12 protein-coding genes, 1 tRNA gene, 1 other RNA gene and 2 pseudogenes are annotated in these 13,216 nt (G+C 56.5%); 11 read left to right on the forward strand and 5 right to left on the reverse strand.

Features of this window, described 5'->3' with window-relative positions; translation table 11 throughout:
• From LEPOCDRAFT_RS01720 to LEPOCDRAFT_RS01765, 11 genes and pseudogenes are all read left to right on the forward strand, one after another.
• Positions 1-349: phosphoadenosine phosphosulfate reductase domain-containing protein (locus LEPOCDRAFT_RS01720; RefSeq protein WP_009453482.1), on the forward strand; the 349-nt coding region annotated here is incomplete at its 5' end.
• Between the two features lie 7 nt (positions 350-356).
• Positions 357-1,369 (forward strand): annotated as a pseudogene (gene cysD, locus LEPOCDRAFT_RS01725) (sulfate adenylyltransferase subunit CysD).
• 1 nt (position 1,370) lies between these two features.
• Positions 1,371-2,684, forward strand: coding sequence for a sulfate adenylyltransferase subunit 1 (locus tag LEPOCDRAFT_RS01730; protein WP_009453485.1), 1,314 nt, complete (start codon positions 1,371-1,373; stop codon positions 2,682-2,684).
• A gap of 111 nt (positions 2,685-2,795) precedes the next feature.
• Positions 2,796-3,119 (forward strand): ferredoxin FdxA, encoded by a 324-nt coding sequence (gene fdxA / locus LEPOCDRAFT_RS01735; RefSeq protein WP_009453486.1) that lies wholly within the window; start codon positions 2,796-2,798, stop codon positions 3,117-3,119.
• A gap of 14 nt (positions 3,120-3,133) precedes the next feature.
• A complete protein-coding gene (locus LEPOCDRAFT_RS01740) occupies positions 3,134-4,204 on the forward strand; it encodes an NAD(P)/FAD-dependent oxidoreductase (protein ID WP_009453487.1) in 1,071 nt (356 codons plus the stop codon).
• 63 nt (positions 4,205-4,267) lie between these two features.
• Positions 4,268-4,343, forward strand: a tRNA-Asn gene (locus LEPOCDRAFT_RS01745).
• A gap of 78 nt (positions 4,344-4,421) precedes the next feature.
• Positions 4,422-4,520, forward strand: an RNA gene (gene ffs, locus LEPOCDRAFT_RS02580) — signal recognition particle sRNA small type.
• 190 nt (positions 4,521-4,710) lie between these two features.
• On the forward strand, positions 4,711-5,046 hold the full coding sequence (trxA, locus tag LEPOCDRAFT_RS01750; RefSeq protein ID WP_009453488.1) for a thioredoxin: 336 nt from the start codon (positions 4,711-4,713) through the stop codon (positions 5,044-5,046).
• Between the two features lie 160 nt (positions 5,047-5,206).
• Positions 5,207-6,469, forward strand: a complete 1,263-nt coding sequence (rho, locus tag LEPOCDRAFT_RS01755) for a transcription termination factor Rho (RefSeq protein ID WP_009453489.1) — start codon at positions 5,207-5,209, stop codon at positions 6,467-6,469.
• A 95-nt stretch (positions 6,470-6,564) separates the two neighbouring features.
• Positions 6,565-6,825: a type B 50S ribosomal protein L31 gene (locus LEPOCDRAFT_RS01760; RefSeq protein ID WP_009453490.1), complete on the forward strand. Its 261-nt coding sequence runs from the start codon at positions 6,565-6,567 to the stop codon at positions 6,823-6,825.
• 74 nt (positions 6,826-6,899) lie between these two features.
• Positions 6,900-8,579 carry a hypothetical protein gene (locus tag LEPOCDRAFT_RS01765; RefSeq protein WP_156793947.1) on the forward strand — a complete coding sequence of 560 codons (1,680 nt, stop codon included), beginning with the start codon at positions 6,900-6,902 and terminating at the stop codon, positions 8,577-8,579.
• On the opposite strand, the gene LEPOCDRAFT_RS01770 is transcribed toward LEPOCDRAFT_RS01765, so the two are convergent.
• From LEPOCDRAFT_RS01770 to LEPOCDRAFT_RS02870, 5 genes and pseudogenes are all read right to left on the reverse strand, one after another.
• Positions 8,569-9,477, reverse strand: coding sequence for a polysaccharide deacetylase family protein (locus LEPOCDRAFT_RS01770; RefSeq protein WP_009453492.1), 909 nt, complete (start codon positions 9,475-9,477; stop codon positions 8,569-8,571). The genes LEPOCDRAFT_RS01765 and LEPOCDRAFT_RS01770 overlap by 11 nt on opposite strands.
• A gap of 20 nt (positions 9,478-9,497) precedes the next feature.
• Positions 9,498-10,541, reverse strand: a complete 1,044-nt coding sequence (locus LEPOCDRAFT_RS01775) for a bifunctional UDP-4-keto-pentose/UDP-xylose synthase (protein WP_052306362.1) — start codon at positions 10,539-10,541, stop codon at positions 9,498-9,500.
• An 11-nt stretch (positions 10,542-10,552) separates the two neighbouring features.
• Positions 10,553-11,533, reverse strand: a complete 981-nt coding sequence (locus tag LEPOCDRAFT_RS01780; protein WP_009453494.1) for a formyltransferase — start codon at positions 11,531-11,533, stop codon at positions 10,553-10,555.
• Entirely contained in the window at positions 11,530-12,489 is a 960-nt protein-coding gene (locus LEPOCDRAFT_RS01785) for a glycosyltransferase (RefSeq protein ID WP_043909774.1), read from the reverse strand. Before LEPOCDRAFT_RS01785 ends, LEPOCDRAFT_RS01780 begins: the two co-directional genes overlap by 4 nt.
• 56 nt (positions 12,490-12,545) lie before the next feature.
• Positions 12,546-13,216 (reverse strand): annotated as a pseudogene (locus tag LEPOCDRAFT_RS02870) (hypothetical protein); the annotation flags it as partial.

The raw sequence follows: 13,216 nt of genomic DNA on the forward strand, positions 1-13,216 counted from the left end.
ACGCATGCTGGCCCATCGCCAAGCTTGGGTGACCGGGTTACGTCGCGAACAATCGAGCGCACGCGGCGAAGTCAACACCCTTGAATCGGATGACCAAGGCCGGACCAAGATCAATCCCTTGGTGGACTGGAGCTGGAACGATGTCTGGCACTACATCGCCCAGAACAACGTGCCCTATAACCCGCTGCACGACCACTTCATGCCCAGCATCGGCTGCGCACCATGCACCCGAGCCATCGCTGTCGGCGAGGACTTCCGCGCCGGACGCTGGTGGTGGGAAGACGAAAAGGCCAAGGAATGCGGCCTACACGTCAGAGACGACCATCCCCAAGAGCAACAAGAGGCTTGAGAGAACCATGAATGCGCCTATGAATTTGCATCAGCTTCTGCCCGATCTTTCCCAACTCGGATCCTTGAGTCACACCACCCTCAGCAAAGTTGCTGATCGGCACCTCGACGCCCTAGAAGAGGAAGCTATTTTCATCCTGCGCGAAGTCGCTGGAGCCTTCGAGCGTCCGGGCCTACTTTTTCGAGCGGCAAAGATTCGTGCGTCGTCTTGCACTTGGCAGAGAAAGCGTTCAAGCGCAAGGTGAGTGCCCTTGGCGAGCGCCCCCGCTTTGCCGGCAAGCTGCCCTTCCCGCTGGTGCATGTGGACACCGGCCACAACTTCCCCGAAGTCATCCAGTTCCGCGATGAGCGTATCAAGGAGATGGGTGAGCGTCTGATCGTCGGTCACCTTGAAGATTCGATGGCCAAGGGCACGATTCGCCTGGCGCACCCGCTGGAATCACGCAACGGCCACCAAACCGTGACGCTGCTGGAAACCATCGAGGAGCATCGCTTCGACTGCATGATCGGCGGCGCACGACGCGATGAAGAGAAGGCCCGTGCCAAAGAGCGCATTTTTTCGCACCGCGACAGCTTTGGCCAATGGCAACCGAAAGAGCAGCGTCCCGAACTCTGGAACCTGTTCAACACCCGCATCAAACCCGGTGAGCACTTCCGCGCCTTCCCGATCAGCAACTGGACTGAACTCGACGTTTGGCTCTACATCCAACGTGAGCAAATCCCCCTGCCCGGCATCTACTACACCCACAAGCGCGACATCTACCGCCGCAAAGGCCTTTTGGTGCCAGTGACAGACGTCACCCCGCCTGATGCCAGCGATGTGGTCGAAACCGTGGACGTACGTTTCCGCACCGTGGGGGATATGACCTGCACCTGCCCGGTCGAAAGCTTGGCCAGCACGACGGCCGATATCGTCGCCGAGACTCTGCAAGTCACTGTCTCCGAGCGAGGTGCCACCCGCATGGATGACCGCACATCAGAAGCCTCGATGGAGCGCCGCAAAAAAGAAGGGTATTTTTGATATGAGCACTGCAACTCAACACCTTGAAGCAAGTGAAGAACAGGCCCACAAGGCCCTGCGCTTCCTCACGGCCGGCAGCGTTGATGACGGCAAAAGCACGCTCATTGGTCGTTTGCTTTTCGACAGCCGTGGCATCTTGGCGGACAAACTAGACGCCTTGGAAAAGCGCGCAGCAGGCGCACCGATTGACCTGTCCCTGCTCACGGATGGCTTAGAAGCCGAGCGAGAACAAGGCATCACCATCGATGTGGCGTACCAGTATTTCGCCACCCCTAAACGCAAATTCATCATCGCTGACGCGCCTGGGCACGAGCAATACACCCGCAACATGGTGACTGCGGCAGCGGGTTCAGATGCCGCCGTGGTGCTGGTGGACATCACCAAACTCGACACATCAGCGCCGGAAGTCGTGCTGCTGCCACAAACACGTCGCCACAGTCTGCTGGCCCGCCTGTTGCGCGTACCAAGCATCGTGTTCGCAGTCAACAAGCTGGACGCGATTGAAGATGGCACCGAAGCGGCCTTCGATGCCGTTGCCAAGGCGCTGACAAAATTCGCCGAGGAAGCAAGCATCAGCGTACGCGGCATCGTACCGGTCTCAGCACTGCGCGGTGACAACGTTGCTACACCCTCGGCCAATTGGCCTTGGTACGGTGGCCCGACGCTGCTACAGCTGCTCGAAACCCTGCCCGTCACGGACGAAGCGCATGACGGCAATCTGCTCATCCCGGTGCAATACGTCGCCCGTGATGATGGCGAGGGCACAGGGCACCAACATCGTGTGATGTGGGGCCGCATTGCTCACGGAAGCATCAAACCCGGTGATACGGTGCAGATTTTCCCAAGCGGTGAAACCGCTGTCGTGGCTGCTGTGCGCCACGCTGGCAACGACGTGGACGGCTGCGAAGCTGGTCAGTCTGCAGGCATCGTGCTGGATCGACAGGTCGATGTCTCGCGCGGTGACTGGATCTTCACGCCGGGAAGTGCCGGCAACGGCCAAGGCACCAAGCAGGAATTCCGTGGAACGCTCGCTTGGCTGGACACCGAGCCCGCCGTACCGGGTCGCAAGTATTGGGTACGCCACGGTAACCGCTGGGTTCAAGCGCGAATCACAGCGATTGAGCACCGCTTGAACATTCATACGCTCGAAGAAGTCGAAGCCCACCAACTGGGCGTCAATGAAATCGGGCTGGTATCCATCCAGACTCAGCAAGCCTTGCCCATCGAGGCTTATACGAGCAACCGTGTCGGGGGATCGTTGATCGTGGTGGATCCCACCACCAACCGCACCAGTGGCGCTTTGCTAGTCGCTTGACATACATCAACCCAGTTTCTTGAGCTATAGCTCGTAGAATGGCGTCCTCCTTTATTTGCGCAAGTGCGAAGCTCATGTATTCGCACTTGCTTATTCTTTGAGAGCCCTTTCATGACTCACGTTGTCACCGAAGCATGTATCCGCTGCAAATACACCGACTGCGTAGATGTTTGCCCCGTCGATTGCTTCCGGGAAGGCCCGAATTTTCTTGCCATTGATCCGGACGAGTGCATCGATTGCGCGGTGTGCATTCCGGAGTGTCCGGTCAACGCCATCGTCCCCGAAGAAGATGTAACAAGCGCCCAAAAGCCGTACATCAAACTCAATGCCGAATTGGCCCAAGGATGGCCGAGCATCACGAAACGTAAGGCAGCCTTGCCTGACGCAGAAGCGTGGAAAGACAAGACCGACAAGCTCAAGGAACTGATTCGCTGATCGATTCAGTTCACGTGGACTCAGCCCGCTCGATCATCGAAACCGATGCTGTGATCATCGGTGCGGGCCCGGTGGGGCTGTTCCAAGCCTTCGAACTGGGACTCCTCGGCATCAAAGCGCATGTGCTTGATGCCCTCGAACAGCCTGGGGGCCAATGCCTAGAGCTGTACCCCAATAAGCCCATCTACGACATTCCTGGCATCCCATCGTGCACAGGGCGAGAACTGGTTGCCAGTCTCCTCGAACAGATCCGGCCCTTTCAAACACCTTTTCACCTTGGTGAAACCGTGGTTTCGGTCGAGCAAAAGACGGATGGTCAGTTCTTGGTTGAAACCCGTCGGGGCACGCAATTTCTGAGCCGAACCTTGTTTGTCGCCGCAGGCGTTGGTGCCTTTGAGCCCCGCAAAATCCCTCTAGAAGAACTGCTCCCCTACACAGGATCACAACTTTTCTATCAAGTTCCCCCTGAGGATGGCTCGTGTTTCGCCAACAAACATTTGGTGATCGTCGGCGGGGATGACGAAGCACTCGACTGTGTCTTTCGTTTTGCCCAAGAGGGCCCCGAACAAGCCGCATCGGTCACGCTGATTCACCGGCGTACGGATATCGCCACCACCCCAGCCAACCTCGAGCGGTTGCACGCACTATGCGCGAAGCAGCAGGTGCGCTTCATCGCGGGACAGATCACCGGTCTTGTTCAAGACGAGCATGAACTACAGGCGCTGATTGTCAGCCGCGTTGCGGACAACCTAGATGAGCATCTACCCACAGATGCCTTGCTGGTTAGGTTGGGTCGATCGCCCAAACTGGGTCCCATCGCTCAATGGGGCATCGCCCTAGAACGCAAACAGATCGTCGTGAACACCGAACACTTCGAAAGCAGCACAGCCGGGCTGTTCGCCATCGGCGATATCAACACTTATCCCGGCAAGAAAAAGCTGATCTTGTGCGGGTTCCATGAAGCCACCTTAGCTGCATTCGCTGCCATGCGCTACATCTACCCGAGCCAAGCCCCATCCCCTCTGCTCTACACCACATCCAGCCCTCAACTCCACAATCGGCTCGGCGTTACGTCGACAGATTGATAAAAACTTCAAAAGTGCTTGACATCTTCGCTTTTATACATATACAATTCAATTCTTAGTTGATCCCTGATAGCTCAGTCGGTAGAGCGACGGACTGTTAATCCGCAGGTCCCTGGTTCGAGTCCAGGTCGGGGAGCCAAATTTAAAAAGCAGCCTCGGCTGCTTTTATTTTGCCCGTCAAATCGAGGTGATTTGTTTTGGCGCTACAATCCGAGGTGACGGGCCCCCTCGCATGGGGACGCGGCCAAACGGGTCAGGTCGGGAACGAAGCAGCCCTAACCGTTAGTCGCCAGTGCCGAGGCAAAGGCTCGTCACCTCCAAAATGCACCGTTTGTACAGCACTCAGATTGGTTCTGAGCAGTTTTACCAAACTGCGTATGTTTTTCAGCCTGCTTTGAACCGCCTGCGCTGAGTTTCATCAGGGTCTATTTGGTTCGTGCCACAATCAAGTACGCACAGGGGCTGCTACGTCTTGCGGCCTGTGTTTATTCACGGAAATTAAACATATGAGCAGTGCTCTCATCAAAAACGTCACCGACGCCACCTTTGAAGGCGAAGTCCTCCAGTCTGCACGGCCAGTGCTGGTAGATTACTGGGCCGTGTGGTGCGGTCCCTGCAAGCAAATTTCTCCGCTTCTCGATGAACTCGCTGAGGATGCGGCCTACAAGGACCGTGTTGTTGTTGCCAAAATGAACGTCGATGAAAATCGACTCATTCCGTCTAAATATGGCATTCGCGGCATTCCCACTTTGATGATTTTCAAGGATGGTCAGCTTGCAGCAACCAAGGTTGGCGCCGTTACAAAGGCTCAACTGACTGCATTTGTCGATAGCAAGCTGTAATTCATTGGCTATCCACACCTCTCGATCTAAAGTCGAGAGGTTATTTATATAAATCTCTTTTTAAATTCACTATCTGATCTTGACAGGTCAGATTCTTCGTCACCTATTAGCCTAGATTTTCCAACTGAACCAAGTTGCGATTTTTGGGCATTGACAGTCTATGCATCTTTCCGAACTCAAGGTCAAACATATCTCCGAACTGGTCAGAATTGCTGAGCCCTTGGAGATAGAAAATACGAGCCGTTTGCGCAAGCAAGAGCTGATGTTTGCCATCATGAAGAAGCGCGCCAAACAAGGCGAGCAGATTTTTGGCGATGGTGTTCTTGAGGTTTTACCAGACGGCTTTGGTTTTCTTCGCTCACCAGAAACAAGTTTCTTGGCAAGCACAGATGACATTTACCTCTCACCCAGTCAGATTCGCCGATTCAATCTCCACACTGGGGACATGATTGAAGGTGAAGTGCGGGTTCCCAAGGATGGGGAGCGATATTTTGCTTTGGTCAAAGTGGACCGTGTCAATGGTTTGACACCCGAGGAAAGCAAAAACAAAATCATGTTTGAGAATCTGACACCGCTCTTCCCCAAAGAGCAATTCAGACTGGAACGTGAGATTCGCAATGACGAAAACATCACCAGCCGCATCATTGATTTGATTGCGCCGATTGGTAAAGGCCAACGTGCTTTGCTCGTCGCACCACCCAAGAGCGGCAAGACGGTAATGATGCAGCAGTTGGCACATGCCATCACTGCCAATCATCCCGACGCACACATGATCGTGCTTCTGGTGGATGAACGCCCAGAAGAAGTGACCGAAATGCAGCGCACCGTGCGCGGCGAAGTCATCAGTTCGACCTTTGATGAACCCGCTGCGCGCCACGTTCAGGTCGCCGAAATGGTGATTGAACGCGCTAAACGTCTGGTCGAACTCAAAAAAGACGTGATCATCTTGTTGGACTCGATCACGCGCCTGGCCCGGGCCTACAACAACGTTTTGCCCTCATCGGGCAAAGTGTTGACCGGCGGTGTCGATGCCAACGCCTTACAACGCCCGAAGCGTTTCTTCGGTGCAGCCCGCAATATTGAAGAAGGTGGTTCGCTGACCATCATCGGCACTGCACTGGTCGATACCGGTAGCCGCATGGATGAAGTCATCTATGAAGAATTCAAGGGCACTGGCAACTGCGAAATCCATTTGGATCGCCGTATGGCCGAAAAGCGCGTCTATCCGTCGATTCTGTTGAACAAGTCGGGCACTCGCCGCGAAGAACTGCTGCTGAAGGCGGAGATCCTGCAAAAAACATGGATTTTGCGCAAGTTGCTCTACCCGATGGACGAGATTGCAGCGATGGAATTCATTCTTGACAAGATGCGCTCGACGAAAACCAACCACGACTTTTTCGACATGATGCGTCGTGGTGGCTAATTTCTTTACCGCGTATAATGCGCGGTTTTCCGCTATCGGCAAGTGCGATGCATTGGGCATCGTGGCTGTTGGCTAATTCAGCGTGAGGCGACCCCATGAAAGACGGAATTCATCCTAATTACCGCGACGTTTGCTTCGTCGATCTGTCCAACGGCTTCAAGTTTGTGACGCGTTCTTGCGCCCAAACCCGTGAAACCACAACGATGGAAGACGGCCGCGAACTGCCCCTGTTCAAGCTGGAAACCACCAGCGAAACCCACCCGTTCTACACGGGCACGCAAAAGAGCGTGGACAGCTTGGGCGGTCGCGTCGAGAAGTTCCGCAACAAGTTTGCCCGTATCAGCATCAAGAAGTAATTCTGACGCTGTCTGGCGATTGCTCCCAAAGGCAGCCTGCGTGGCTGCCTTTTTCATTGAGTGCCCTCAAGAGCGTGAACACCCGTCCCAATCCCGCCGTTGTTGGACAACGAGCCGCACGTCAACTCCCCCGCTTGGCGCTGTACCTTTTGTGCTTGGCTTACATCATTCCCGGCCTTTTGGGGCGAGATCCTTGGAAAGCAGCAGAAATCAGTGCCGTGGGTCACATGCTGGCCCTTGTACGAGGTGAAACCGCGTGGCTGTCACCTGCACTTGTCGGTTTTCCGTCCGACGGCAGTGTCTTACCGTATGGCTTGGGTGCCCTATCGATCCAATGGCTGGAGCCGTTGGGAGGGGAAGCCTTTGCAGCACGACTGCCTTTTGCGTTCCTGCTGCTGGCCACGCTAACACTCACGTGGTACGCCACGTACTACTTGGCACGCTCAGAAGCGGCTCAACCGCTGGCCTACGCCTTTGGCGGCGAAGCGCATCCGATCGATTACGCGCGCGCGATTGCTGACGGCTCGATCCTTGCCTTGATGGCGTCGTTGGGTCTTCTACAACTCGGCCACGAAACCACGCCCGAGTTGATGCAGATGTTTGCCATTGCTTTATTGCTTTTGAGCTTGGCCATCAGTCCCTATCGACCCATGGCAGCACGATGGGCCGTGGTTGCTGCGCCCATCATTCTTGCAGCCAGTGGTGCCGCATCCACAGCCCTTTTATTAACGCTGGGTTGTGCCGTCATTGCTTGGAAATCCAGTGCCCAACCCCTGCGTCAGCTTTTGCCTTGGGTGGGGGTGGCAGCCTTGGCATCGGCAGGTACCGCCACCCTTTGCGGCGCTTGGATCACGCGATTGGCACTGACCCCCAGCACCATGCTGCTGTTTCCTAAGCTGCTGGTGTGGTTTGCGTGGCCTGCCTGGCCCTTGGCAGCATGGACACTCTGGCGCTGGCGTTTACAACTGAATCGCCGTCACATCGCCCTGCCCTTGATGGTGGTGTTGATCATGTTAGGCATCAGCCTTGGCATGGGTAACTCAGACCGGGCATTGATGCTCGCCCTGCCCGGTATGGCCGTGCTGGCTGCTTTTGCCCTGCCTACCCTACAACGCAGCTTTTCAGCCGCTATTGACTGGTTTTCAGTCTTCTTCTTCAGCTTTTGTGCGTTGACGATCTGGGTGATTTACATCGCAATCCAAACCGGTATCCCTAAACAACCTGCGGCCAATGTGGCCCGCTTGGCGCCGGAATTTGTCAGTCGCTTCGATCCTTGGGCCTTGATTTGGGCGGCCTTGGCGACAGTGACATGGCTCTGGCTCGTCCGCTGGCGAACCGGCCGACATCAGGAAGCGCTGTGGAAATCACTCGTCTTACCCGCCTCAGGCGTCGCGCTAAGTTGGTTGCTCTTGATGACCTTGTGGCTGCCACTGCTCGACCACGCACGCAGCTACCGTATGCTGATTGAGCGGGTAGCACAGCACATTCCGGCCCATGCTTGTGTCGTCGCCCTTGACCTAACACGTGGTCAGACGGCCGCCTTGCAATTCTTCGGCCCCGATTGGCACGTGGTCGCCCACTCAAGCCTCGAAGCAGCCCAGTGCCCGTGGCGCATTCAAAGCGTGTCCATGCGCCACGCCTTGGCTGCCGCCCCCACAGGTTGGCGATTTGTCCATCGGGAGCGCCGTCCGACTGATGATGAAGAATCCTTGGCCATTTATCGTCATGCGACAACGACCCACCCTACTCGCTGAACGATAAAGGCACCGCCAGCACACCACTGCGTCCCGGTACCTGACCTTGCCCGACCTGACAGCAAGGCAACGTCTTGGGGTCAAGGGCTGAAGCGAGCTCCCCGATGGAGGTCAAACAATGGCCTTGCGCCTGCCATCCGTGGATCAGCCGTTCAAAAATGGGCAACCACTTCTGCCCTTCCAGCTCGGCGTGCAGGGTGTAGACCTGATCGTGGTCTCGGTCTTGGGTCAAACGCAGCAAGGCTTGCTCAACGTTGCTCACATCCCAACCATCCCGGCCGATCAATTCGTCCAGCGTCGGCAAGGTGGTCGGCAATTGCATAGGTCCGATCACTTGCCCCGCAGCATCGACGGGCAGAAATGGGGCTGAACCTCGGGTATCAGAAGCCAGCGTGATCCCAAAGTCAGCTTCCAGTCGATAAGCCGCCTCATTCATTTGCCAACCCGCCGCGCCATGAATATGGGCTGACACGCCAAAGATCTCGGCATAGCGCTGCACGGCATGATCCAGCTCACGGCGCGTCCAAGCCTCATTGGCTCCCGCAACGCCATCTTGCCAACGCACGTGATCCCACGTGTGGATGCCGGTCTCAAAGCCAGCACGGGCGACGCTGCGCAGCAAAGCAGCTTCACGACGACCGATATCCGGGCCGGGCAACACCGTGCCAAACATCAAAGTACGCCAACCGTAATGTTCAAGCACCGAGGTACGCGCCACCTTGCTGAAGAACCCCGGCCTGAACACTCGCCGCAAGGCTCGTCCGGTGTGATCAGGGCCAAGACTGAACAGAAAAGTAGCCTGGATGCCTTGGCGCTCCAGCCACTGCGCCAAGGCCGGCATGCCTTCGCGCGTGCCACGCCACGTATCCACATCGATCTTGAGTGCGATCCGTGCCATGCCGCCGTCTCTCCCCTGCCTCAGTCGTTCAAATGCGAGGCAACCTCGATCTGATCGCGATAGTGATCGAAGATTCGCACCAAGGCCTCAGCCATCGAGACCTTGGGCACCCAGTCCAGATCAGCGCAGGTGTTATCGATCTTGGGCACCCGACGTGTCACGTCTTGATAGCCATCACCGTAATAGTCGCCCGAAGCAATGTCGATCAACGCTACGCGCGACGCCTGGATCTGATATTCGGGGCGCTGCGCCGCCAAGGCTAGCATCATCTCAGCCAATTCACGCACCGAATAGTTGTTGCCCGGATGACCAATGTTGTAGATCTGTGCGGCAGCTTTGTTCTCGGGGTTGTGCAGGATGGTCATCAAAGCATCGATGCCGTCATCAATGTAGGTAAAGCACCGCTGCTGCCCTCCCCCATCGACCAAGCGAATGGGTTCACCACGCACGAGGTGACCCAAAAATTGAGTGATGACACGGCTTGAACCTTCTTTGGCCGTATGCAGACTATCCAGTCCGGGTCCAATCCAATTAAAGGGTCGGAACAAGGTGTAATTCAACCCTTCTTGCTGACCATAGGCATGAATCACTCGGTCCATCAATTGTTTGGCGGAGGCATAAATCCAGCGGGGTTTGTTGATCGGGCCACACACCAGCGGTGAGGTATCCGGGTCAAAAGCCTCGTCTTGGCACATGCCATAAACCTCGCTGGTACTCGGAAAAACCAGCCTTTTCTTGTATTTGACGCATTGCCGAATCACCGGCAAATTGGCTTCAAAATCCAGTTCAAACACCCTTAATGGTTCTCGAACATACGTAGCGGGCGTGGCAATGGCCACCAAGGGCAACACCACATCGCATTTTTTGACGTGATATTCGATCCACTCCTTGTTGATGGTCAGGTCACCCTCAAAGAAATGGAAATTCGGATGGTTCAGCCACGGCGTGACCCGGTCTGATTGCATATCCATGCCGTAGACATGCCAGTCGGTGGTTTCGATGATGCGCCGGGTCAGGTGGTGTCCGATAAAACCGTTGACACCCAAAATAAGAACTTTCAGCATGGGGGGATTATCTATCCTGCCAAAGCGTTCAACGGTTGAGCGCCCCAGTGTTGCTTCCATTGCGACGCATCCCAAGGATGGCTGTCGAGCGTGCATGCCAAAACCTGCAACTGCCCACCATCTGCGGCATACAAAACGAGGCTTAAGCCCGACGCGTCATGCGTCGTGGCACAGCCAATCGCTAGCGCCGCTTGGCAAGGCCCAGCGCCTGCAGGGGCAAGGATGTGCGTACGCAGCAGCGTGAGACGCCGTGGCTGGCGGCTCACTGGGTCCAAGATATCCAAGAAGGCTCCCGGATACGGCGGAGCCACCGCACGCACCAAGTTATGCAAAGCTTGTGTGCCCGCATCCACAGGCAGACGACCATCTTCCGGACGGCGCCCACCGAAATAAGCCCCTTGGTGCAGATCTTGAGGTCGCAGCACAGCGGTTCCAGCCAACAAAGCCGGCAAAGCGCGCATCAGCACCATCTCCGCCGCCACCACCACCTTGTTAAACACCTGATGCGCGGTGTCATCCCTCAAGATGGGGACCGCCATTTGATCGACGATCGGGCCGCAATCCGGCTTGGGGTGCATGAGATGCAGTGTGGCCCCGGTTTCGTGCTCACCGTGCAGCACCGCCCAATTGATCGGCACCCGCCCACGGTACTTGGGCAAGAGCGAGCCGTGCATGTTGTAAGCACCCAGCCGCGCCAAAGCCAACAAGGGCTCCTTGAGCATCTGCCGGTAATAGAACGAGAAGATCAGATCCGGCTGCACCTGCCGGCAGCGTTCAAGCACCGCCTCGGTGTTGGGATCTTCAGGCGTGATGCACGGCAACCCATAAAGGGCGGCGGTCTCAGCCACGCTTTCAAACCAGATGTTTTCGTGGGGCGCATCTTGATGCGTCACCACCAAACCAATCTCAACCCCAGCCTCCAGCAAGACTTTGAGGCAGCGCACACCCACATCGTGATAGGCAAACACCACGGCGCGTGCATGACGACTCATGGCTGCTGCTCCAACACCGCACTGATGACATAGCGGGGCCGCGAGCGTACCTCTTGGTAGATCCGCCCCACGTATTCACCCAACAAACCGATGCCAAACAGCGCTAAGCCAATCAAGAAAAAGGCCAGCGCAAAGAGGGTGAACAAGCCGCCCTCCTCCGGGCCAAGGATCAGCCTGCGGCCAAGCAGCACCACGACCAGCAAACCCGCACCCAGAGAAACCAGCATGCCGAGCAGCGAAAAAAGCTGCAAAGGCACGACCGAAAACCCAGTCACCAAATCAAAGTTGAGTCGAATCAGGCTGTAGAGCGAATATTTCGATATCCCCGCATGGCGTTCCTCATGCCCCACCACCACTTCGGTCGGATGACGCGAGAACTGATAGGCCAAGGCAGGAATGAAGGTATTCATTTCGCCACACTGATTGATCAGATGCACCACGTTACGGCTGTAGGCCCGCATCATGCAGCCCTGATCGGTCATCTCGATGCGCGTCAGACGTGCCCGCAAACGATTCATCGCTTGGCTGGCCCAGCGGCGCCAAGCCGAGTCTTGGCGCATACGCCGGATGGAGCCCACATAGTCATGACCCTGATCCATCGCGGCGAGCAACAACGCAATGTCTTCCGGTGGATTTTGCAAGTCGGCGTCCAAGGTCACGATGCGCTCGCCGCGCGCATGGGCAAAGCCAGCCAAGATGGCACGGTGCTGGCCAAAGTTGCCGTTGAACAGAATCACCCGCGTCACCTCCGGACGCTGCTTGAACTGTTCAGCCAAGACATGGGCAGAACGATCGCGGCTACCGTCGTTGATAAAGATGATCTCGTAGCGCAGTCCAAGCGTGTCCAAGGCGGGATACAAACGCGCGAACAAGCTCGCCAAACTGTCTTCTTCGTTGTAAACAGGGATCACCACGCTCAGCATGGGTGGGACTTGAACGGGTGATTCATCCTCCATCGGTGAAGCACAAGACAGGTCGTAGGGCAGCGAAGTCATGATGAATACACCTTCTCTCAGAGGACAGGTTTGGTCACGAGTACCCGCCAGCCATCGTCAAAGATGACCCGCAGCGGCACGTGCCTTTGCTGCAAAAGCTGCAAGGTGGCCGGAGACATGAAGGCCAGCACAGCAGTATCCGTGCCACACCATCGATCAACGAAAGTCTCTAGGCTCGGGATCCAACGCTGCGGCTCTTGCTGCTGACCAAATTCAAACTCGCTGACGTAATCGACCAACACCACGTTGCGACGCAGATAAAACGGCAGCGATTGGTCATAAAGTCGCACGGCATACACGGTGGGGTCCGCTTGCAGCACAGCTTGGACCTCAGGGGTTTGAGCCATCCGGGCCGCGCTTTTGAATTGCCCGTACGCCTCATAACGATCAAGAAGCACCGAGACGGCACAAAACTGCCCCAACGCCAGCACGGCCAAAGCCACGGTCAATCGATAACGCCCAAGCGCCCACCAAGCGCCGATCGCAGCCACGGTCAAGATGGAACCGGCCCAACGCGCACCGGCCACTAAACTGGCGAGGACCTCAGCAGGCAAAGCAGTCGTATGACCCCAGCGACCCAAACCGTGGCGCTCCAGCCAGAAACTCGCCACCACCATCCCCAGTCCCCAAAGCCCCGGTAGTAGTGCATGCCAGCGCCAACTTGGGGGCGAAACCTGTTGCAATCGCC

The sequence above is a fragment of the Leptothrix ochracea L12 genome, assembly GCF_000262525.1.